The organism is Amygdalobacter nucleatus (assembly GCF_029167365.1).
GTDB lineage: Bacteria > Bacillota > Clostridia > Saccharofermentanales > Fastidiosipilaceae > Amygdalobacter > Amygdalobacter nucleatus.
The window spans coordinates 161065-183358 of the sequence record NZ_JARFNM010000001.1 but is presented as its reverse complement, the minus strand read 5'-3'; the positions used below and the strand labels follow the sequence as shown (position 1 = coordinate 183358).

Below are 22294 nucleotides of genomic sequence, written 5' to 3'. Positions count from 1 at the left end.
TATGGCAGAAATCATTCTTGAAAATATTGTCAAACGCTTTGATAAATTCTATGCTGTTGACCATTTGAACTTAAAAATTGCTGATGCTTCATTCGTAACCTTGCTCGGCCCTTCTGGCTGCGGTAAAACAACAACCTTGCGTATGATTGCTGGTTTGGAAACACCAACTTCTGGTCGTATCATCATCGATGGCGTGCCTGTATTTGATAGTGAAAAAGGCATCAACGTGCCAGCTAACAAGCGTAACGTCGGTTTCTTGTTCCAAAACTATGCTCTCTGGCCAAATATGACTGTGTATGAAAACATCGCCTTTGGTCTAAGCAATATTAAGAAACCACTCAAGGAAGTATGTCATGAGTATCGTCAGGCTGACAAGCTTTACAAAGCTTTATCTAAGCCAGAAAATCTCAAGCTCATCTTCCAAGAGAGCCGCGATAAAGACGGCAAATTGGACGTGAAAAAAGCGCAAATTCTCCTAATCGATTTCTACGAAATCAGCCTGAATGATGCTAAGAAGATTTTGAGTTGGAGCTTACAGGCTGAGGAAGACTTAACTGCTAAAGCTAACAGCTTAGCTAAAGAATATGAGAAGACCTTAGCTACATTAAAAGAGCAACTCAAGGCAAGTGGGCGTGAGATCAATGAGAATTATGAAATCATTGAAAATGGTGAAGTTAAAAAGACAACTCGTAAATTGACCAAAGAAGAAATTGATTTACGTGTCCGAGCCGTTTCGCGTATTGTTAAAATCGGTATGTTCATGGATCGTTATCCAAATGAATTGTCTGGTGGTCAGCAACAACGTGTCGCTATTGCTAGAACTTTAGCTCCAGCTCCATCTGTTCTATTCATGGATGAGCCATTATCCAACCTCGATGCTAAATTGCGTTTGGAGATGCGTTCAGAATTGCAACGTTTGCACTTTGAAACTGAGTCAACCATCATCTACGTTACACACGACCAGATGGAAGCTATGACTTTGGCTAACAAAATCTGCTTGATGGAAAACGGTGTTCTTCAACAGTATGCTGAGCCACTTACAGTTTACAATCAGCCAGCTAATATTTTCGTAGCTGACTTCGTTGGTAATCCTTCCATCAACTTAATTGAAGCTAGCGCTTCTTCTGAAACAGATAAATTAAAGCTTAATTTGTTTGATGATGTTAAGGCTACCTTCATACCAAGCAAGCCTATCAACTTCATGGACTATCACGAAGTGCAAAGGAAGCAAACTGAAGCTAAACTCAACATGCTTCTCGAAAGACAGCAACAAAAAGGCTATGTTGAAAAGAGCAACCGTGATAAGCTCTTCCGCTATCCAATTGCTAAGATCAGTAACGGTCCTGAGATTGAAGCTCATCATACAATTAAATCTTCTGATTACGTCCTTGGTGTTAGACCAGAATCAATCATCATTCAAGCTACGCAAGAGAAATTAGATGACTGTTTGACAGCTGAAGTTTACTCTGTGATGCCAACTGGTATGGAAACAACCATGAAATTAAAAGTGGGTGAATTCCTCCTGACAGCCGTCTTCTTCGGTGGTGTTGTATACCCAATCGGTACTGAGCTTAAGATTAAGTTCAAGCCAGAAGAAGTCCGTATCTTCAGTCGCTTAGATGGCAATTTGATCACAAGTGGTTCACTTGAGCTCCACAAATAAGCTATTTATGCGCAAAGCTAAGCCGTGACATAGTCACGGCTTTTTTATTGCAAGCAAATAATTTCAATACAAATACCAATAAATAGCGTAATTTACAATTAAAAGAAAATAGCCTAACACTAATGGCCAGATCCTGACAGCTTCGTCTAGCTGCTTAGGCCAATTTTCATGGCGCCAACGCACAATCAATTTAGCCGCCTGCTTATAGATATTAGCTTTCTTATTTGGCTCATTCTCAGTTGAATTTACCTTCTTACAAAGTTGACAGAGGTAATAAATCAAACCAGCACTCACAACTATTAACAATATATCTACTACGGCCATTGCTTGACCTGACGAGAAGCTATTACTATTTCGGCTGACCATAGACGGCAAAATGGCACGCTCAACTAATAGGCCAATTTTCACCATAATATTCAAACTAATTACCACATAAATATTGTCACAAATCTGCTTAAAAGAAGCTAAAACAAAGGCTAAAATAAATAAGGAAACAAAGTCAACCTCACTCACATATAAAAGCATCCACGCCATAGCACATAGTATAGAAGCCGACTTAGCCTGGAAATGAACTTTTAGCGCTGTCAGATAAAGTCCGCAAATACAAACAGTTTCAAGCACACTCGCAACTAACACCGAACAAACGAACAACAATATAGATGCTTGGGGATTGCTAGCATTGAGCAACAAAAATGGCGCTTCCAGAATCTCCTGATGCCACGGTGCAAAAATATGCATCACAAGTAAGCGGTTCGTAGCTGTTAGCAAACAAGCTAAAGAAATAGCAATTAACGGCAAAATAACATATACTGTCCGTATCTTTACACTCTGGCCCACTAAACGTTCCACAAAAGGCTTGTGCAATTTGTAGCGACGATATACCCAGTAGGCTGGCAAAACGAAACAGGTCAAATCACGATATAGCGTTCTAAGCACATAACCTGAAACTTGTGTTTTGTAAACTGTCAAAAACGAACCTGGTAAAAGTGCCCATAAGAAATGGGATAATAGCATACAAATTGTAGTTACAAAGAGGTAAGTCGATGCTAAATTAGCACTCGTGCGAAATTGTTTGGCTTTGGACGGCAAGGCTTTCTCTTGCCAATCGCCAGCTTGCACCCTAGGTAGCAGCAGTTTGCGCCACTCCTGAAACAAATTCATAATCGCTCTTTGCCAAAGTTTACGGTGCTGTTTAGGGCGTCTATTCGGCTGTTTGTTATAACTAAATAACAGATCCTTTGCTTCTGGCTTCTTAAAAATATGGCGATCCTCAACTTGTGCTTTATCGTCAATATAAGCAGCAAGCTCATTTTCATCCAACGTCTTCACTACTGTCGGCTTTACACCTGGTTTTAACTTAGTTGCAAGCGACGTATCAAAAGCTAGTTGAATAAGCGGCTTCACCTTTGGCAAACTAGGCTCTGCTTTTAATTTGGAAGCATTTGTAGCTGTTTCTAACGACTTATTTTCATTATGCTCTTCTATCTTAGCTTCTGAATTTACATCTATCTTTGCTTCTTTTGCTTTTAACTCAGATGAAACATTTGCCTCTATCTTTTTTTCGCCATTTACGTCAGTAAATACCTCTCTGTCTGCCCGAGAATTAGCTGTTTCTAATGCATTCTCAATAGTTTCTGGCTGAAAAATAGCTTCCTCATTCTTAACAGTCTCTAATTCACAAGCGTCTTTAAGAAGTTCTGGCAAAGCAGAATTGTCCACCCTGTCTAGTTCGTAAATTTTAACGGCAGGGGAATAAGTACTTGGACCTTTACGATAATTAAGCACCTCGCTCAAAGCGAGAGACTCTAAGCGATTTAATTCCGCCTTTTCACCATGCTCAGACTTAATTTGCTTCAAATCCGCCATTACTTTATCAGTCAAGTCACGTACCTGACCTTCTTCGCTTGCATCAATTAGCGTGTTAATACTTGCATGTTTTAATTTGGGCAAGTTCTTATACGACGGCAAAGGCAAAGTTAGCACCTTGTCTGAATCTTTAACTGAATTAGTTGGCAAATGTTGCTTTTTTTTCATGCTCTAATATAACCTACTCAATGTAAGCGTTTGAGATCTTCCTTTGTCAAAGGTGACAGCGTCATTGTGTATTTAAGATCGATTGACACATAATGACCATTTTGATTGTCATTGCTCAAGAAATAAACCAAATGCACATAGCCTGCTTCTGGCCGACTCAAATCGCAATCAAGTTGTTCTGTCTGCGTAATCATGGGAATATCACCATATGGCGTATGATAATTGCTCTGCAAAATAGTGCCCAACTTAAAGTCTAACTTCAAGGAAAACTCGCCTGCCCTAATGATTGCTAAGCTATCTGTCTCAGTATCGCAAGTTAGCTCTGTATATTGGCTGTACAGACTAGGATCGCTCAATTCTTTCCACTGCAACCTGTATTTCTTAGCACTGAGTTTAGTCCAGGTTGCTTGGCTGCAAACTCTATCTCCACTCTGCTTATCTAAACTTAATAAGCTAGCTAACTCTTCGCTATGCTTGGATAGCATATACAAACGAACGGTGTATCTTTTGCCTTCTTCAATTTTACTTGCTTGGCTAGCTTTACTGTTGCTGCTTTCATTGCCTGACTCAGGCTTAATTGTAGCTGGCTCGTCTAACGATGAAGCAAACATATAACTAGCTAAAGCTTGGTTCAAGCTACTATTAATAGCCTGCTTATCCTGCATAAAAGCATGGTATAAGCCCTCACTTCCCAAGCTGTGATTAGCATGCTGCCGCTTATGCAAATATTCATTGCTTAAAACTGGATGCATATCAAGCTGCTTCAAGCGGCCGTGGCTCTGCTTCTTAGCACCTGTTTGCTTAACAAACTGCTGATATTGCTCAGCCAAAGACTTAACCTGCTTAGCCAGGGCTACTTCTTGCTGCTCTTTGCCTGCTTTCAGGGTTTTAGTTGGAACTTCGCCAGCCAAATCATCCTTACGCAAAACATGCAAAAGATAAGCTGCCTGTTGCTTAGCTGCAATATGTTCCTCTATATCAAGCTTCGCTTTGGCCAATGCAGCTTGTAATTGCCTATTCTTACGCTCAGTTAAAGCCTGTTCGTTGTCGCTATTAGCTTTGCGTCTTTTGTCTGTCATGCCTTAATTTGCTCCTCTCGTTGCTTATTAGCATAATCCTCCAAAGCTAGACAAAGCAAGCGTACACAAAGCTCCTCTGCTTTAATACCAGCTTTGGCAAAAACTTTCGGGAAAAGGCTAATTGATGTAAAGCCAGGGAAAGTATTTATTTCATTCACATACAACTTGTTATCATCTTTATCTAAGAAGAAATCGACTCTCGATAAGCCACTCACTTGCAAATACTTACAAATATCAATTGCATAATCTTGAATTTGGCGAGCCAATTCTGGGGCTAATGGTGAAGGTATGCAAGCTTCCGATGCCTGATTGCTAAAATACTTCGTCTGATAATCATAAACAGCATTGTCGGTTTTGACGATAATTTCGCCAACTGGTCCTGTCAGGTAATAAGGGCTATTGCCTAAAACTGCACATTCAAGTTCTCTCACCCGCTTGCACTTTTCCACAAGTACCAAGCGGTCAAAGCGGCTTGCCTCAGCTAAGGCCAAAAGTAATTCCTCGCGATTATTAACTCGGCTTGCCCCAACTGATGATCCGGCATTAGATGGCTTCACAAAGACTGGATATTTGATAGCTTGTTCAAGCTCTTTCACAACTTCTTCCATATCATATTTCAATCTTTGCCTTTCATAGGCAAGCCATGGCACAACTGGAAGCCCTTTAACCTCCAAAAGTTCCTTGCACGTCACTTTATCCATGCCACAGGCAGAAGCCAATATATCAGAGCCAACGAATGGTACATTGGCTAAGCGCAATAAACCTTGGATTGCGCCATCTTCGCAATTAACGCCATGCAAAACAGGGAAAACAAGATCAATCGGGCTCGCATCTTGGCTTAAAGCTGTCAAAAAGGCACGTGGGCTCGTCACAAGGCTAGGTTCTATTTTGCGTTTAGCTAGCTCATTTCTAGCTATTTTCTCCCAGCTTGCACTGTCTAATTCACCATTAAAAGGATAGGGTAAAAACTCGCCAGTTTCAGTGATGCCAACCAGTGACAATTTGATAGGCAATTTGGCCAGTGCTTGGGCTATGAACTGAGCCGAACGACAAGCAACCATATGCTCGGTGGAACGACCACCAAATAAAAGCAAAATATGTTTGCCTTTGATCATATCCAAAGAAAAAGCTGAATTATAGCCATAGGCCAAACACTCACCCTTAAAATCAAATTCCTGTCGTTGTTTATCCATATAAAACCTCTTTTGCATCCCTTAAAAGTTCTAACTATTTAAAAAAAGCGGCCTTAGCGACCGCCTTAATAAGCATAATTCTATGCTATGTCTAATTGCGCGACCATTCAGATAACTCCTGTTTGTTCTGTCGGACAACTTCAATCATATCATGCAAATTAGTTTCGGTTGCTGTCAGCAACTTGCTCACATAATCTACGGCATAATCATGTAGACTGTTGGCTTCATTCTGAGCAGCTGTAACAATCTCATTCGCCTTAAGCTCAGCTTCTTGCGTAATCTTGTTCTCATCGATCATGGTTGCAGCCTTAATCTCAGCTCTCCGCATGTAATCAGCAGCCTCTTGCTTCGCTTCTTTCATCAAAGCATCTTGCTCTTGCACAATATAATGTGCTTGCTTAATCGCCTCAGGCAATTGCTCCTGCAAGGCGGCAATCAAAGTCAATAAATTCTCACGATTCAAAACAATATTTGTCGATAATGGCAAAGTCTTAGCACTCTGCACCATCAGCTCAATGCGACTTAACAGATTGTAAATTGAATTCTCGTCCCTGACAGGTTGCGCTGATGCGTCATCATAAGCTAAATCATTGTTGTAATATTGTTCAGTCATCTTACCCACCAATAATTGGGCACAATTAGCCCACTGATATAAAATAGTTCTTTTATTTTAGAGCATTTCTGCCCATTTGTGAAGATTAAAAGCCGAATTTTTCGCAAAATAGCCACAAAGTAAAAAATGCACTGCCTAAAAAGGCAGTGCTAATAGATAAGCAAATGAATGCTTATTTTTTACGAACATACTTCAAGCAATCGAGCGTTACAGCTGTCAAGATAATTATACCTGAGAAGACGAACTGTAAGTTGGTATCAATACCTAAAATTGTCAAAGCATAAGTCAATGCCGTGAAAATGACCACACCGACAACCACGCCGGAGATCTTACCGACACCACCTGTGAATGAAACGCCACCGACAACGCAAGCAGCAATTGCATCCATCTCCCAGCCTTGACCATAAGCAGCAGAACCTGAACCAACCATACGCGCACATTCTAACCAAGAACCAAAGCCGTAAAGAACGCCAGCGAGTACGAACGCACCCATCGTGACCCAAAAAACTGAAATACCAGAAACAGCCGCAGCTTCAGGGTTGCCGCCGACAGCAAACAAGTTTTTGCCAAACACAGTCTTGTTCCAAATGAACCATACCACAATGATTGCTGCTACAGCCCACAGAATAATCGTTGGGAAGCCGCCAATAGTCGGAATAATAAGCTTCGGAATTGCTGGCTCAATAGCACCGAACGAAACACCTTTCGTTGCGTAAGTAACGACACCAAAGATGACCAACATATTAGCCATTGTAGAAATAAATGGATGCATCTTGAATCTAGCGGTGAAGAAACCAGCGATTACTGTGAAGAGCGAGCACAAGATCACGCACATAAACAAGGCTAGAATCATGCGCACACCAATTGGCAAATTAGTAAAGTCAAAGGCAATACCAAATACTCTACCAGTATTAACGCCCTTATGCATGATGATAGTCGCAACTGTCATACACATACCAACCATACGGCCAATTGACAAATCCGTACCTGTCAACAGAATTAAGCCAGCAACACCGAGAGCTAAGAACATACGCGGAGATGCTTGCTGTAAAATATTCAAAATATTGTTGTAAGTCAAAAGTTGTGTATTTTTAACAATTGGTGTAATGCTGCTCAAGGCAATGAAGACGAGCAAAATTGCGATATACAAACCGTTCTTCAACAAGAACGAACGAATATTAAAGTTGTACCAATAATTCTCAAAGCGCTGTTCATATGTTTGCTTTAAGGTGAACTTGGACATACGTAAGAGGTCGATCAAATGATACTTATAAGTATAAGCATCATGGCGACGATCTTTGATATTCTGCAAATTCTTCTCATGCTGCAACTTCGCATCAAACAAACGGTTCTTGTAGACGTAATTTTCGTCCTTAATCTCTTGATTATCTTTTAGGCTTTTCAAATTTTGCTGATGTTGCTTAGCTAAATCCGCTTTTACCTGGACATACTCAGCATTTTCTTGTTCTTTCTCAGCCTTTGTGCTGATGAGTACATGCTGATAGTAATCTTTGCGATAATGCTCATCAAGATAAGCTTCACCCTCTGAAATCAGCTTATCAACCTCAGCCTTATTTGCTTGTTCAACTTGCAAAGCCTTAGTCAGCTCAGCCTGATTTTCAGCAATTTCAGCTGTTCGCTTTTCATTACTCAAGCTCTTATCACGCTTAAGCGCATCAACCTGTGTCTGGTAAAACAGCACTTTGTCTGTACCATTTTTGCGCAAAGCGTCGACTCTAGTTTGGATCTTTCCTAGATACTCACTAATTGGTTGACGCAGCTTTTCTTCAGCTTCCAACGTGAGAATTTGCTCTTTTTCAGCCATACTTAAACTCCCTCATTGTATAAATATTTTGCACTCAAGCGCAAAAGCTCTTCTTGATTAGTTTCTTTGGTATTAACAATGCCTGCTAAACGGCCATTTGACATGACAGCTATGCGATTGGTAATACCCAAAATCTCAGGCATTTCAGATGAAACAACGATAACGGTTGTACCTGCTTTTGCCATTTTGATAATCAATTCATAAATTTCGTATTTGGCACCGACATCAATACCACGTGTCGGCTCGTCCATCATAAAGACTTTAGGCCGTCTTTCTAGCCATTTGCCGAAAATAACTTTCTGCTGATTGCCACCTGACAAGCTTGAAATTAAGTCGCTGCTACCCATACATTTAGTGCGCATGACTTTGATTTCATTGTTCGTTGCCTTCACCATCTTGCTATCCGACAAAATAGGACCTGACCTATATTGTGGTAAATTAGCAATTGTCGTATTGAAAGTTAAATCGCCTTTCAGGAACAAGCCATTCGCCTTACGCTCTTCTGTAATCAAGGCAAAGCCATTCGACATAGCTTCCTTAGACGTATTAAAGTTGAGCAATTTGTCTTTGTAATAGACACGGCCAGCGGCACGCGTACGAATTCCGAAAATAGTTTCAAGTAACTCTGTTCTACCAGCACCAACCAAGCCATATAGGCCAAAGATTTCGCCCTCACGCACATCAAAACTAATATCCTGTAGGCGCGGTTCATACTTAGTTGAAAGATGCTGCACGCTAAAAATATAATCCTTCGGTTCATTGTCAACGACTGGGAAACGCTTTTCGAGTGAGCGTCCAACCATCGCCGAAATGAGCTCGTTCATATTCGTTTCAGCCATCTTCTTCGTCATAACTAGATGGCCATCTCTAAGCACTGATACTTCATCGCAAATTTCAAATATCTCATCCATCTTGTGGGAGATATAAACAAATGCAATACCTTGCTTACGCAATTTGCGCATCATGCTGAACAACTTAGCTACTTCCTGCACTGTCAAGGATGACGTTGGTTCATCCAAAACAATTACTTTTGCTTTGTAGGAGATTGCTTTAACAATTTCGCACATCTGGCGCTGCGAAACAGACATCTTGCGCATCGGTTGCGTGACATCCACCGTCATATCTAAGCTACGGAATAGCTCCAATGCCTGCCGTTTCATACGTCCTTGGTCAACAACTCCCAGTTTGTTCGTAGGATAGCGTCCCAAAAACAGATTATCCATGACGTTGCGATCCAAGCACTGGTTAAGCTCCTGATGGACCATTGCAATACCATTTTCCAAAGCCGCCTTAGGATTAGAGAAATTAACCGGCTCACCGTCAAGTTGAATTTCGCCCTCATCTTTTTGGTAAGTACCGAACAGACATTTCATCATTGTTGACTTGCCTGCACCATTCTCACCCATCAAGCCCATGACTGTGCCTTGCTTTACATCAAGATTGATATGATCCAGAACTCTGTTACGTCCGAATGTCTTGCTCATACCCCGAATCGACAAAATGACTTTCGCTTCTACATCCGACATTTTTTACCTCTTGGTCCCCGTTTAACTGTTACACAAATTTAACAGCTAAGTCTATAAAAGATAGGGATTAGAGGAATCCCCCCTAATCCCTAAAATTGATCTGATTTAAGTTAACATATCACTTAAATTACTTGAGTAATTGTGTATAAGAAGCTGCGTTATCAGTCTTAATCATGTTAATGCCGAAACCATCATAAGCAGCTGGATCACCCAATCTGTTTGTAATGTTGGACTCGTTTTGACCATCGCCATCAACATATTCAACTTCTAAGTTCAAGAGCTTGTCGTATTTTTGCAACAATGGCTTGTATGTAGAACCTAAGAAGTTATCAGCGGAGTTGTATGTGTTCAACCAAATCTTCTTCTTTGGATGTTTAGCTTCGTCTAATTGCTTAGAAGCTGGCTCATATGGCTTAGTAGCATCCAAGAACTCTTGATAGTTATCAGCTGTAACAGCAACGTTCAAAGCGTAGAATGATCTCTCTTTTTCAACATATTTGAAAACATCTTTTGTCAAAACGTTGCCAGCATCATCAGCCTCGTCGATACCGGCCTTCATATTTCCGCCGTCCAAAACGTTACGCAAAACACGCAATGTCAAGTAAGCTTGTACGTCAGCGTGCTGGCTGATTGTTCCGCCGTAACCATCTTTGATAGCTGCGACAGCGTCTGTGTTAGCATCGTAACCGAATGTTGGAACTTTGTTAGCATTGGACCAGCCATTGAACATAGCCATACCCATACCATCATTGTTGGAAGCGACGATATCAATTTGATCGCCGAAAGAAGATGACCATGTGCTGATAGCGTTACCAGCTGTACCAGCATCCCATGTAGCACCAGCAGAGTTCTTCATTTCTTGAGAAGCTAATTCACGGATGATGTACTTCTTACCACCAATTTCCATCTCGCCATCTTTAACAACCGTTGCTTTACCATCAACGTTTGTACCAACAGCATCATGTAAGATAACGCCGTCTTTCTCAACAGCTGTACCTAAAGCTTTACGTACGCCACGTGTACGAGCAACTGAATCGTTATGACCGATGTCGCCGATAGCCAAAACGTAACCGATGATACCATCTTTGTTACGGTCCAACTTCTCGCCATTCTTCTCAATATATTTCTTAATCATTTCTCCTTGTAGCTCAGCACCTTGGTTAGCATCGAAGCCGACATAATAAGTGTTCTTATTGAAGTTCAAAGCTTCCATATCTAATTCGCCTGTTGTGCTGTTGGATGGTTGGCGGTTCCACCATACGACTGGTTTCTCTGTTGCAGCAGTCTTTGTATCAGCTTTGCTCTCAGCAACCTTAGTCTCTTCTTGTTTTTTCTCAGCTTGTTTTGTTTCAGCAGGCTTAGTTGCCTTTGTGTCTTTCTGTTGGCCACATGCTGCCAAACCTAATACCATTACGGAGCTTAAGGCTAACGCCATTAACTTTTTCATAAGGTTCTCCTTTAAAATAAAGCTTTCGTGGTGAACATTTGTTCATCACTTATGCATTTTAACTTATTTATGAGCCTCTTTCAACACCTTGCACAATAAGCAAAAATTTATGCTGGCATTTATTGTGTTTTTGCAAAAAAACATTAATGGGCGTATCTTTTACTTAACTTTTTCATTCCACATAAAAGTTACGATTGGCGCGACATTAGGTGCTAAAAGGTTACTTATGTCTTTGTTATAAAGTAACAATTCACGTACCAAAGACGAGCTAACATAAGTCAAATTAGCTGGGGCTGCTAGATAAACGAACTGACAATCTGAAATGAAATTTTGATTAGCTAAAGCATAATCACGTTCATACTCCCAATCTCGGAAATTTCTAACACCACGCACAATAGCAGATGCAGCGAAACGGCGGTACAAATCAACCAGTAAGCAATTATCGGCTACTACCTCAACATTTGGTAAATCAGCGACGCTTTTTTCAATAATAGCTTTCCGCTCTTCGACTGTGAAAACACTCTTCTTGAGGGGATGCTGCAATATAGCAATAATCAACTTGTCCGCATGCAAGCTTGCTTGCTTCACTATGCTCAAATGGCCCAATGTAAAAGGGTCAAAGCTGCCTGGATATAGCCAAATTCTTCTGCCTGTTTCTTGCATTCTGCACCTCACGAAATTGGTGATTTAATCATCTCTATTCTAGGAACTAAGTTAATAATTAGCAACGCTTTTAGCCACAAATTTCCAGCAGAAAGCTTGACAATAAAGAGAGCTTTTAGCCCTGATTTCCTGAATGCTTACATTTGCACTTTAATTTTCAACTGTCAAATTCCAAAATCCATGTTAAAATCAAGCAAAAAGTTGAAAGGGCTGAATATGCACAAAATTTTAAGCGTATTACTCGCATTTTTTATTCTCATAAGTTCATTCGTTGTTAGAAAACAAGAAATTTCTGCTAATGATGGTTATACAAAATTGCCAGCTCTTGCCGTTCAAGACTTAGCTAAATTTCAACAAAGCCTTAAATCACTCAGCCAAAAGCAACTAAAAGAACTAACTTCTGATATGATTGCTATCAGTAAAATTAATATCAACCTGCAGTCAGATGCTGACTTAAGAACCTTTCAGAATCAGATCAAATCACTAAACACGAGGCAGTTGAATGAACTTATAGCGATACTTAACGTTCAAAGAAAAGCCAAAACATACGTTAACGAATCACCAATTCTCAAAGGCATCTGGTTAGCAGCAGCGCAAGCTGCTAGGGCAGCTGGTTATCCTCTATCAGCTACATTAGTTGAACACTCAGTCTGGGGAACAAATTACTTTGAACATAACGGAATTTTTGCTGCCAAAATCAAAACTAACAGTTTGTTTAAAAGTATGCTCAGCCGAGTCCATGGGTCAGATGCTTTTTTAGCAAGCGAAGATAAAGATCTCTTCTATTCCTTGCACCGCTTTGAATTTCATATATACGCAAGTAGAAATAGAGTATTAACCATAACCGATACCTTCAATTTTGATCCTAATGCTAAATTTGGTTCTTGGTTTGCCAATTTTGTTAACTCTTGGGGAGCAATTGCGGAAGACCTCAAAGCCCTAACACCAATTAGCATCCGTATCGTAATTGATGTCTAAGTTCAAGCTTCCCACATATAAAAGCACAAGCGTGTAAGTCCATACACTTGTTCTCGAACAAGTGAAAGTCCATCTTTGGCTGAAATGTGAGGTGTTTCACTCGCTTGCTCTAAGACTAAAATACCATTCTTAGCTAATAGACCTTTAGCGGCATAGTCCAACACCAAAGCATTCAGTTTGGCAGCTAAGCGATAGGGTGGATCACAGTAAATCAGCTCATAAGCAAATTCTTTTCTGTCTAATTTAGCTTCTAGTTGAGTTTCTAACTCTGTTTTCAACTTAGTTCCCTGCTTGGCTTCTAGCTCAACTTTTTGCTCAGCTTCTAACTCCTTTTCCGGCTGAGCTTCTGGCTCAGCTTCTTTCTGAGCAGCCTGCCAGTTTTGTAAGAAAGTCTGCACTGACTGAATACGGATAGAACTTTGCTCCATTAAATGTGTTTTTTCTAAATTTGCCTGCAAAATTGCCTTAACTGGGCGCGCTGATTCAACAAAAGTTGCCTTGGCAAAGCCACGGCTCAAAGCCTCTATGCCAATTTGCCCACTTCCAGCGCACAAATCCAAGCAATTAGCCGAACCTGGCTCTGTAAATAGATCTGGTGCCAAATTGAAGAGTATGCTAAACAAAGCTTCTTTCGTTTTATCCAATGTCGGTCTAGTTTTGTCACTTTTGGGTGCTACTAATTTTGTTCCTTTAGCTTTACCGCTCACTACACGCATGTTTAGTTGCTCCTTCACAAATTGCCGTTTCAATTATAGGCTTTCGCCGTTAGAGCACAACGTTATCTTCCAAATCAGGATAATACCAGGCAATAGCTGCTTGCAAATATTTAGCATCATCTGAACTCAAATCCGCATCCTGCTTTAATAATTCTTGCACAGCTGCCTGCGTTTCTGCAATCAACTCTTTATCATCGTACAAATTGGCCAGCTTAAATTCAGGCAAGCCATGCTGTCTAACGCCGAAGAAATCACCAGGTCCGCGCAATTTCAGATCTTGATTTGCCAGATAGAAGCCATCATCACTGGAGCACAAGGTCACCAAGCGCTGATAAGCAATACTGTTGGCCTGTTTGGCTTTTAAGGAAGCCTGCTCACTTAACAAAATACACAAAGCTTGCTTATCACTCCGGCCAACTCTACCGCGTAGCTGATGTAACTGGGCTAGGCCAAAGCGTTCAGCATTTTCAATCACCATGAAATTGGCATTGGGGTTATCCACACCCACTTCCACCACCGTAGTTGCCACTAAGACATCGATTTTACCTGCGTAAAAGTCAGCCATGATCTGATTTTTCTCCGCATCTTTCAGCTTGCCATGTACTAGGCCGATATTAAGTTCAGGGAAATCTGCCTGTAATTTAGCTTGTCTCGTGCTGGCTGCCATCAAATCGCTAGCTTGCTTGCTAGTATCGCCATTCTCAGTCTCTTCCGAAGCTTCAGAGCTATCTTCTTTAACAAGCGGGCAGATCCAATAAGCCTGACTGCCTTGTGCTAACATCATCTGCAAATATTCATAGATTTTGGGCATTTTTTGGTTATTAGCCATATATGTCAAAATCTTTTTGCGTTTAGCTGGTCGTTCAGCAATGACGGAAATGTTCAAATCACCATACAAAACAAGTGCTAAAGAGCGTGGAATCGGCGTAGCGGACATGACAAGCAAATGTGGATAAAGCTGTTTATCATGCAAAAAGCTTAAGCGCTGATTCACGCCGAAGCGATGCTGTTCATCCGTCACAGCCAACGCTAAAGCTGGCCATTGCCATTTTTCATTCAAAACAGCGTGCGTCCCGATAACTAGGCTCACTTCACCTTGCGCAATTTTTTTCGCTAGTTCACGTCTGTTTTTGGCCGTCAAATTACCTGTCGCCAAAGCAATTTTAGCCTCAGGTATGCAATTCTGCCAAAGTTTACGTAAAGAATCGTAGTGTTGCTTAGCCAAAATCTGGGTTGGCGCCATCAAAACAGCCTGTTTGCCAGCTAGATAACAAGCTAACATCGCATAGGCTGCCACCACCGTTTTACCACTACCAGTATCGCCTTGCAGCAAGCGATTACAAGCTGTTTCAGCAGCCAAATCGGCTAGAATGGTGTCTTTTGCTTCACTTTGCCCTTTTGTTAAAGTAAAAGGTAACGCTTGCTCAAATTGAGCTAATTTTTGCTTATCTGCATCTGTCAGCAATACTCGCTCTGCCTGTTTGCTTGCATCATGGCGATGCAAGGTCTGCAAAGCTAGCTGGAGCAAAAACAATTCTTCAAACGCTAAGCGACGTCTAGCTAAGGCCAAGCTCTGCTCATCTTTTGGAAAATGAATCTGCTCATAGGTGAATTTGCTGTCGGCTAATTTATATTTTTCTTTCAGCCAAGCTGGCAAAATTTCAGGAATATATTCAATTGCCTGTTTCAAAGCTTTAGCTTGTAAAGTCTGCAGATTAACGTTGCTCAAATTAGCCGTTAAGCCATACACCGGCTGATTTGCCACATGTGTTTTTCTTAATTCAGCTTCAACATCATTGTTCGCCTCGTCCGTAGCTGAAAAAGCTGGCTCATAGAGCGGAATATTCTCAGGTGTAGCTAATTCAATCTGGCTAGCTGTTCTTTCACCATTAACTAACTCTGTAAAATTAGCTAATTCTGCTTTGGCTGCCGCTTGCTTAGCCTTTATTTCAGATCTAATGGCTGCCAATTCAACTGGCAACTTTGACTCGCTTACAGCATTTTCGTGATAAGCTTTGACACGCGGATTTTGCAAGCTGGCCCTATAACCCTGCTGCTTGATTTTGCCACGAAAAACATAAGTAGTATTAAGGTGTAACTGTTTAACGAGCCACGGCTGATTGAACCAAATAACATCAATGCGGCCCGTGCCATCATCAAGCTGACTTCTTATATAGCTCAAACGCCCCTTGTAACTCAGTCTAAGTGGGCTGACTAACTGACCAATCAACACCTGCTCACTCGCCTTAGCTGTTGATTCGGATAATTTCGAACTAGCTTGCCAATCTTCATAACGTTTGGGAAAATAGCGCAACAAATCAAGCACACTGTATACCCCCAACTTGGCTAGTTGTTGGCGGCGCCGTTGATTAACCCCTGGAATAGAAGTAACACTGGCTGCCAAAGCTGGCGCTAGACCATGTTTTTCTAGATAGGCCGTTCTTTTTGCATATTCATCCTTAGTCATACGTTTATTTTAGCTCAAATTCATAAATGCCGTTTCGATATACAGCGCTAACTAATACTAAGCGGTAACTTCAAACTACCTGGCTAGGCTTTCATGCATGGAAATAACAACATCGGGGGCTGCAAATAGGAGGAAATGAGCTGAAGCTAACTTCTGTTATCTAAATGCAGGACTTATAAGGGAGGTCCAACTTCAGCTCTTACTCTGAGCATACACTAAATGCCCGACTTAAAATAGGATTTCAAGCACCTTTTGCACTAAGTAATTAACTTAGCTTCATTTCGTCCAAAACTAATTCGACCGGGCAGTGGTCAGACCCCATAATCTCATTGTGAATTGTGGCAGACTGTAAAGCTGTATCAATTCGTTTAGAAGCTAAGAAATAATCAATGCGCCAACCCACATTTCTTTCTCTAGCGCGTGTCCGATACGACCACCAACTATAAGCATCTTGCAAATCCGGATAGAAATAACGGAAAGTATCAATAAAGCCGCTTTGTAGAAGCTCATCGAACGCCCCACGCTCAGCATCTGAAAAGCCCGGATTTTCGTGATTATCCTCAGGATTAGCCAGATCAATCTCATTGTGTGCCACATTCAAATCACCACAAGCTAAAACAGGTTTCTTTGCATCTAAAGTATGCAAATATTGCCTGAATTTGGCCTCAAACTCCAAGCGAAAATCAATGCGCTTCAAGCCGGCTTGAGCGTTCGGCACGTAGGCTGTCACAAAATAAAATGTCGGATATTCAAGTGTCAGCACACGTCCTTCGCCATCTATAGCCAAATCATCAATGCCATATTTAATGCTAAGTGGCTCTGTTTTGCTGAAAACCGCCGTACCAGAATAGCCCTTTTTCACTGTCGAATAGAACCAATAAGCATGATAATTAGGAATTAAATCTTCTGGCAACTGATTAGCTTGCAGCTTTGTTTCTTGAATGGCAAAAATGTCGGCATCGAGGCTTTGAAAATCGCGCAAAAAATCCTTTTTCAAAATTGCCCGTAAACCATTCACATTAAACGAGATTAATTTCAACATTCATCCTATCCGTCCTTGCTTTATAATGTACATATTATAGCGAAAGTAGGCCCACAAAAAAAATGACGGACGTTAAAGCAATCAAGCATGTCACTGTGCTTTTATTGGTCAACAAATATGGCGAATTTCTCTTAGGCCAAAGGCACGCTGACAGCTTTGCCGCTGGCTATTACGAATTACCAGGTGGCAAGCAGGAAGCAAATGAAAGTTTGTTAGAGACAGTCAAGCGTGAAATTTACGAAGAAACAACTTATAAACTAGCTGACGCGAAGCTAATCTATGAAACACCTGTTGCCTATCACTTTGGCACAATTCCTCTGCACGTTTTCTACGCTAAGCTTGCTAAAAATGCGTTAAGTGAAGCTGTGCTTGCTAATAGTAAGGAGCTTGAACGACCAAATTTGCTGGCTAATGAAGCTGCCAAATTAATCTGGGTCAAACCAGAAGCAGCCCTAAAGCTCCCACTCTTACCAATTCTTAGGCGCATGCTAGATACAGAAGCATTCCGCTCTGTCTTAGCACCTTTTGGCAAGGTCGATTTAAGCGTAGATGAAGCTATCAAATTGTAATTTGTTTCGCTTAAAAATGGCAAAGCTTTGACAGTTAGAATAAACTAAAGGCTCAGTAATGTCCCTAAATTTCAGGGCAAACTGAGCTTTAGATTTAGCTAAAGGTATTGAGTAATTAAATGCCACAAAAATACAATAATTAAGCGTGCATGTACTTCAATAAATCAGTTAAAGTAGCAAGCTTGAAATTAACTTTAGCTACATCTCTAGCTGAGCCAATTCCTGCCACTTGAAAGCCGCCTCGAATTGCAGCCTCTACCCCAGCTTCCGCATCTTCTACCACTAAGCAATTTGCTGGCTGCATCTCTAATTTTTGCGCTGCCAACAGAAATACTTCCGGATCAGGCTTAGAGTGTTTGATCTGATTGCCATCAATGATGGCTGTGAAAAAGTCGGCAATCTGCAATTTGTCCACAATGAGCTGCGTGTTTTTGCTTGATGAACCAATTGCCAATTGCAAGCCCTTTTCACTTAATTCAGTAAGTACAGTTTTAGCGCCGCTTGCTAAATCTTTCTCCGTCATCATATCCAAATATTTACGGTATATTGCGTTCTTGCGCTCCGCTAAAGCAACTTTTTCTGAATTAGTAAATGTTCTGTTCGCCTTTTGCAAAATTATCTCTAAGCTAGCCATTCTCGAAACGCCACGCAATTTTTCATTGATTTTACGATCGAACGGGATTTTCAATTCATCTGCTATAGCTTTCCAAGCTAAATAATGAAATTCATCTGTCTGACACAAAACGCCGTCTAAATCAAAGATAATGGCTTTCACTTCTGTTGCCTCATTTTCTAGCTATGTAAGTTGGCTTTTGCCTGAATTGTCTACTCACTTTATAGCGTTATGCTGCTAAAAGCAAGTAAGCTTAAGCTCTAAAATTAGCTTATTTAAGCTTAAATATAGCTAAATAAATCGCTATGCGTACTTGTATAGCTAATTTGGCTAACGCTTGGCAGCCTTAATAAAGGCAGACACAATGAAATAGTTAATTGGTCATAATTTACCAGCCAAGCTGCAGCCGGCCTATTTCTTTTCAGCACAATAACCTATATACTTAAGTTTAGAGCTGACTTGTTATGCAATTTGCGACAAGTTGGTAATTATTATACACAAAAGGAGACGTTTTATGAGCAAGCTAAATCGTCAACCACTTAGTCAAGAAGCTCGCCAAATGGGCCAAAACATGTTGGACTTCATTAAGCAAAGTCCAGCTAGCTGGCAAGCTTGTCACACAGCTTCTAAGCTCTTAGAATCTGCTGGTTTTGAGAAAGTTACAGGCAATGACCTAGCTAATAGCAAACCTGGTGACAAACGTTATATCACAATTAACGGTTCATCTTTAATCGCATGGTCAGTCGGTAAATCAGGTTACAAGAAAGGTGCAAGAATTTGGGGTTCCCACTTAGACTCTCCAGCTCTGCAAATTAAACCTAACAGTTTGATTGAGCGTGAAGGAATCTACATCGTCAATTGCGCAGTTTATGGTGGCGCTCTCTTGAGCACTTTCTTCGATCGTCCACTCGGCTTAGCTGGTGTTGCAACAATTCGCAGCCACAGCAAAGACAAGGCTTTCGAGCAAGTCATGGTTGATTTGGCTCCTTTGAAGATTGTTTTACCTAACTTAGCTATTCACTTCAACCGTGCTGCTAATGATGGCGTCAAGATTGAGAAGCAGAAGGTTCTCTTGCCAATTCTTGGCTTAGTTCGTAACGAGAATGTTGTAACTGATGCTTATTCAGCCTGCCATGCTAAGAATTTCAACGAAATTAAAGAACACGATCTCCACACTGTCGACAATGGCGGTATAACATTAAAAGTCTTTGAGCAACTCATCAGTGAAAAGTTAGATTGCCCAATCGAAGATGTTATCGATTACGACTTGAGAACATATGTCTGCGAGCCACCTTGCTTCGTTGGTTTGAATGATGAATTGATGTCCACACAGCGCTTAGATGACTTAGGCATGTCAATTCCTGGTGTCTATGGTTTCATGGCTGCTCATGGTCAGACAAGCAAATTTGAAAATACCTTTGGTGACGAAGAGTATGACGGTATTAAGATCCTTTATCTCGCTGATAACGAAGAAATTGGTTCTAACACTAAACAAGGTGCTGCAACTATCTGGTTGCGCCAGACCTTGGAAGCTATCTGCTTAGGTTTGGGTATGAAAGATGTTGATTTCCCAGGCGTACTTGAGAAATCAATCATCATCTCCGCTGACGTTGCGCACGCTGTACATCCAAACTATGCTGAATATTCAGATCAAAGCACACGTCCACGTTTGAACGAGGGCCCAGTTTTGAAGATCAATGTCGGCAAATATTCAACCGATGCTGCTTCTGCCGCTTCCTTCCGCTTAGTCTGCGAAGCTGCTGGTGTTCCAATGCAAACATTCATGAACAGAACAGACTTGCCAGGTGGCACCACAATTGGACCTATCACGACTGCTTACTTACCAATTAGCAACGTTGATATTGGTAACCCAATTTTGGCTATGCACTCAGCCCGTGAGTTAGCTGGTGTCTTAGACTCTTACTATGCTAAATTAGCTTGTGAGATGTTCTATAGAAAACCACTTGTCTAATAGGCCTAAGTAATTTAAGCATAAGAGAGCACCCACTGTTAGTGCGATCAGTTGAAAATTCTAATAAATGAGCGGTGATCTAATCCTCGCCGCTCATTTGTGCTTAAGCAGTTGTTTTTTGTATACTTAAATTTCAGTTCTATCTGCAAGTGGTAGTTCGCATGGCGTTCTGCTATAGGTTTCTCTTGTTCACTAATATTGTAATAATAAAAATGCAGCATTGTATCTTTGCCTTCAACTAAGTTTATGTTGTAAACAAGCACATAAGGCTTTGCACCTGTTTGCCTGATATTAGCCCTTAATTTTTTAGTCTAATTACAAAAACGCCCATCTACTAATACAGATGGGCGTTCTCATCACACAATAAGCTAAAAGAACAAATTAACCTAACAATAATTTAGGCGTAAAACTAAATCTCAATGCCTTTCAATCTTAACAGATCATAGCAGCGCTCGATTAATTCCTCTGTCTTCTCTTTTTTATCACTCTCAGCAAAGACACGCAGAACTGGCTCTGTACCTGAGAAACGCAACAAGACGAAACTGTCATCGACAAAAGTCAACTTCAAGCCATCATCTTTACGAATCTTCCGTACACGCACATCATAATTTGGCAAAGTTTCAACTGTATCCAACTTTTCCAGTTCAGCTTTAATTGTCGCAACTTGATCTTCACGGAAGCGGCGCTCACGCTCCAACATATGGAACTTACCGAACTTCTCTGTCACTTCATCCAAGAGGACTGAAATAGGCTTACCTGATACAGCCATCATCTCAATCACTAGCATAGCGGCAAAGACACCATCTTTACCATTAATATGGCTAGGCAAAGCCAAACCGCCTGAACTTTCGCCACCCAAAATTGCGTGATACTCTTTCATAGCAGCTGAAACCCACTTGAAGCCAACTTTAACTTCAACGGCTGTTTCACCATAATGTTCAGCAATCTTATCCAAGAGGTGAGTCGTTGCTAAGTTTCTGACAACTGGGCCATGGAGATGCTTGTATTCCAAGAAATAGTAATAAACTAAGGATAAAATCTCGTTGGCACTCAGATAACGACATTTATCATCAATGATAGCCAATCTATCGCCATCACCGTCTGTAGCAATACCAGCATTGAATCTATGCTCTTGCATAATGGCCCGCATGATACCCAAACGCTCTTCACTCGGAGAAGGCATGTGGCCACCGAACAAAGTATCATGCTCATGGTGAATCACTTCTAGCTGACAGCGCGCTGACAATAGTAAGGATTTCAAAGCCTCGCCACTAGCGCCATACATTGGGTCAAAAATCAGCTTGAGGCTCGCTTGCTTAATGGCGTCCATATCAATTTGCCGTTCAATGCTGTCAAGATAATCATTAATTGGATAGAATTCCTTAACACGCCGCATTCTAAGCAAATCTTCATAAGGTGTGTAGGCAATTTCAGGCCAATTCGGTGCAGACTTAGCTACTAAGTTCTCGGCAATTTTTTGCACCCTTTCAGTTACAGCCAAATCAGCATCTTTGCCGCCTTTAGTGAACAATTTGAAGCCATTGTAAATCGCCAAATTATGGCTGGCTGTGACCATCATGCCATAATCGAAATTTTCTTGTTTCGTATAATGCATAACAACTGGTGTCGGCACTGAATGATTGATAAACCACAACTGTAATTTGCTATCATGCAAGAAAACTTCTGCAAACCACTTTACAGCCTCTTTGGATAAGAAACGACGGTCATAACCAATCACAAGCGGTGTTTGACAATTTTCTTTTTCCAACATTGTTTTCACCGCATAAGCTAACAGTTGAATATTTTGTTTGTTAAAGCCATCGCCAATAACAGCGCGCCAACCACCTGTACCAAATTTGAACATATATACTCTCTTTCTGCCCACCAAAAAATT

Annotated in this window: 17 protein-coding genes; 4 read left to right on the top strand and 13 right to left on the bottom strand. The window is 41.0% G+C overall.

Annotated features, from left to right (window positions below; all coding sequences use genetic code 11):
- Nucleotide 1 precedes the first annotated feature (1 nt).
- The gene (locus tag PYS62_RS00770) at nucleotides 2-1663 is read left to right on the top strand and encodes an ATP-binding cassette domain-containing protein (RefSeq protein ID WP_066715043.1); all 1662 of its coding nucleotides are present in this window, start codon (nucleotides 2-4) and stop codon (nucleotides 1661-1663) included.
- Between the two features lie 63 nt (nucleotides 1664-1726).
- On the opposite strand, the gene PYS62_RS00765 is transcribed toward PYS62_RS00770, so the two are convergent.
- The 8 genes from PYS62_RS00765 to coaD form a co-directional block, all read right to left on the bottom strand.
- Nucleotides 1727-3697: a CPBP family intramembrane metalloprotease gene (locus PYS62_RS00765; RefSeq protein ID WP_066715041.1), complete on the bottom strand. Its 1971-nt coding sequence runs from the start codon at nucleotides 3695-3697 to the stop codon at nucleotides 1727-1729.
- 17 nt (nucleotides 3698-3714) lie between these two features.
- Nucleotides 3715-4776, bottom strand: coding sequence for a DUF1934 domain-containing protein (locus PYS62_RS00760; protein WP_066715039.1), 1062 nt, complete (start codon nucleotides 4774-4776; stop codon nucleotides 3715-3717).
- Nucleotides 4773-5969 (bottom strand): D-alanine--D-alanine ligase family protein, encoded by a 1197-nt coding sequence (locus PYS62_RS00755; RefSeq protein WP_066715037.1) that lies wholly within the window; start codon nucleotides 5967-5969, stop codon nucleotides 4773-4775. Before PYS62_RS00755 ends, PYS62_RS00760 begins: the two co-directional genes overlap by 4 nt.
- A 91-nt stretch (nucleotides 5970-6060) precedes the next feature.
- Nucleotides 6061-6582, bottom strand: coding sequence for a hypothetical protein (locus PYS62_RS00750; protein WP_066715035.1), 522 nt, complete (start codon nucleotides 6580-6582; stop codon nucleotides 6061-6063).
- Between the two features lie 172 nt (nucleotides 6583-6754).
- Nucleotides 6755-8407, bottom strand: a complete 1653-nt coding sequence (locus PYS62_RS00745; RefSeq protein ID WP_066715033.1) for an ABC transporter permease subunit — start codon at nucleotides 8405-8407, stop codon at nucleotides 6755-6757.
- A gap of 2 nt (nucleotides 8408-8409) precedes the next feature.
- Complete coding sequence (locus tag PYS62_RS00740) at nucleotides 8410-9933, bottom strand: sugar ABC transporter ATP-binding protein (RefSeq protein WP_066715031.1); 1524 nt, start codon at nucleotides 9931-9933, stop codon at nucleotides 8410-8412.
- A gap of 127 nt (nucleotides 9934-10060) precedes the next feature.
- Entirely contained in the window at nucleotides 10061-11380 is a 1320-nt protein-coding gene (locus PYS62_RS00735; RefSeq protein WP_066715029.1) for a substrate-binding domain-containing protein, read from the bottom strand.
- 159 nt (nucleotides 11381-11539) lie between these two features.
- Nucleotides 11540-12043 carry a pantetheine-phosphate adenylyltransferase gene (coaD, locus tag PYS62_RS00730; RefSeq protein WP_066715028.1) on the bottom strand — a complete coding sequence of 168 codons (504 nt, stop codon included), beginning with the start codon at nucleotides 12041-12043 and terminating at the stop codon, nucleotides 11540-11542.
- A gap of 216 nt (nucleotides 12044-12259) precedes the next feature.
- On the opposite strand from coaD, the gene PYS62_RS00725 reads away from it, so the two are divergent.
- The gene (locus tag PYS62_RS00725; protein WP_156423009.1) at nucleotides 12260-13021 is read left to right on the top strand and encodes a hypothetical protein; all 762 of its coding nucleotides are present in this window, start codon (nucleotides 12260-12262) and stop codon (nucleotides 13019-13021) included.
- A 2-nt stretch (nucleotides 13022-13023) separates the two neighbouring features.
- Here PYS62_RS00725 and PYS62_RS00720 read toward each other — a convergent pair whose 3' ends face one another.
- From PYS62_RS00720 to PYS62_RS00710, 3 genes are all read right to left on the bottom strand, one after another.
- Nucleotides 13024-13737 carry an RsmD family RNA methyltransferase gene (locus PYS62_RS00720; RefSeq protein WP_066715024.1) on the bottom strand — a complete coding sequence of 238 codons (714 nt, stop codon included), beginning with the start codon at nucleotides 13735-13737 and terminating at the stop codon, nucleotides 13024-13026.
- A gap of 49 nt (nucleotides 13738-13786) precedes the next feature.
- Nucleotides 13787-16204 carry an ATP-dependent DNA helicase RecG gene (gene recG, locus PYS62_RS00715; RefSeq protein WP_066715023.1) on the bottom strand — a complete coding sequence of 806 codons (2418 nt, stop codon included), beginning with the start codon at nucleotides 16202-16204 and terminating at the stop codon, nucleotides 13787-13789.
- Nucleotides 16205-16469: 265 nt separating this feature from the next.
- Nucleotides 16470-17246 (bottom strand): exodeoxyribonuclease III, encoded by a 777-nt coding sequence (locus tag PYS62_RS00710; protein ID WP_066715022.1) that lies wholly within the window; start codon nucleotides 17244-17246, stop codon nucleotides 16470-16472.
- 62 nt (nucleotides 17247-17308) lie between these two features.
- On the opposite strand from PYS62_RS00710, the gene PYS62_RS00705 reads away from it, so the two are divergent.
- Nucleotides 17309-17815 (top strand): NUDIX hydrolase, encoded by a 507-nt coding sequence (locus tag PYS62_RS00705; RefSeq protein ID WP_066715021.1) that lies wholly within the window; start codon nucleotides 17309-17311, stop codon nucleotides 17813-17815.
- 139 nt (nucleotides 17816-17954) lie between these two features.
- Here PYS62_RS00705 and pgmB read toward each other — a convergent pair whose 3' ends face one another.
- The gene (gene pgmB, locus PYS62_RS00700) at nucleotides 17955-18590 is read right to left on the bottom strand and encodes a beta-phosphoglucomutase (protein ID WP_315574111.1); all 636 of its coding nucleotides are present in this window, start codon (nucleotides 18588-18590) and stop codon (nucleotides 17955-17957) included.
- A 352-nt stretch (nucleotides 18591-18942) separates the two neighbouring features.
- Between pgmB and PYS62_RS00695 the strand changes: the two genes are divergently transcribed.
- Entirely contained in the window at nucleotides 18943-20400 is a 1458-nt protein-coding gene (locus tag PYS62_RS00695; protein WP_066715017.1) for a M18 family aminopeptidase, read from the top strand.
- 409 nt (nucleotides 20401-20809) lie between these two features.
- Here PYS62_RS00695 and PYS62_RS00690 read toward each other — a convergent pair whose 3' ends face one another.
- A complete protein-coding gene (locus PYS62_RS00690) occupies nucleotides 20810-22264 on the bottom strand; it encodes a phosphohexomutase domain-containing protein (protein WP_066715016.1) in 1455 nt (484 codons plus the stop codon).
- Nucleotides 22265-22294 lie beyond the last annotated feature (30 nt).

Excerpts from the sequence above, each read along its gene's own strand:
- PYS62_RS00740 (WP_066715031.1), bottom strand. The coding sequence starts at position 9,933 with ATGTCGGATGTAGAAGCGAAAGTCATTTTGTCGATTCGGGGTATGAGC.
- coaD (WP_066715028.1), bottom strand. The coding sequence starts at position 12,043 with ATGCAAGAAACAGGCAGAAGAATTTGGCTATATCCAGGCAGCTTTGAC.
- PYS62_RS00725 (WP_156423009.1), top strand. The coding sequence starts at position 12,260 with ATGCACAAAATTTTAAGCGTATTACTCGCATTTTTTATTCTCATAAGT.
- PYS62_RS00720 (WP_066715024.1), bottom strand. The coding sequence starts at position 13,737 with ATGCGTGTAGTGAGCGGTAAAGCTAAAGGAACAAAATTAGTAGCACCC.
- PYS62_RS00750 (WP_066715035.1), bottom strand. The coding sequence starts at position 6,582 with ATGACTGAACAATATTACAACAATGATTTAGCTTATGATGACGCATCA.
- PYS62_RS00690 (WP_066715016.1), bottom strand. The coding sequence starts at position 22,264 with ATGTTCAAATTTGGTACAGGTGGTTGGCGCGCTGTTATTGGCGATGGC.
- PYS62_RS00705 (WP_066715021.1), top strand. The coding sequence starts at position 17,309 with ATGACGGACGTTAAAGCAATCAAGCATGTCACTGTGCTTTTATTGGTC.
- PYS62_RS00695 (WP_066715017.1), top strand. The coding sequence starts at position 18,943 with ATGAGCAAGCTAAATCGTCAACCACTTAGTCAAGAAGCTCGCCAAATG.
- recG (WP_066715023.1), bottom strand. The coding sequence starts at position 16,204 with ATGACTAAGGATGAATATGCAAAAAGAACGGCCTATCTAGAAAAACAT.
- PYS62_RS00755 (WP_066715037.1), bottom strand. The coding sequence starts at position 5,969 with ATGGATAAACAACGACAGGAATTTGATTTTAAGGGTGAGTGTTTGGCC.
- PYS62_RS00765 (WP_066715041.1), bottom strand. The coding sequence starts at position 3,697 with ATGAAAAAAAAGCAACATTTGCCAACTAATTCAGTTAAAGATTCAGAC.
- PYS62_RS00710 (WP_066715022.1), bottom strand. The coding sequence starts at position 17,246 with ATGTTGAAATTAATCTCGTTTAATGTGAATGGTTTACGGGCAATTTTG.
- PYS62_RS00735 (WP_066715029.1), bottom strand. The coding sequence starts at position 11,380 with ATGAAAAAGTTAATGGCGTTAGCCTTAAGCTCCGTAATGGTATTAGGT.
- PYS62_RS00770 (WP_066715043.1), top strand. The coding sequence starts at position 2 with ATGGCAGAAATCATTCTTGAAAATATTGTCAAACGCTTTGATAAATTC.
- PYS62_RS00760 (WP_066715039.1), bottom strand. The coding sequence starts at position 4,776 with ATGACAGACAAAAGACGCAAAGCTAATAGCGACAACGAACAGGCTTTA.
- PYS62_RS00745 (WP_066715033.1), bottom strand. The coding sequence starts at position 8,407 with ATGGCTGAAAAAGAGCAAATTCTCACGTTGGAAGCTGAAGAAAAGCTG.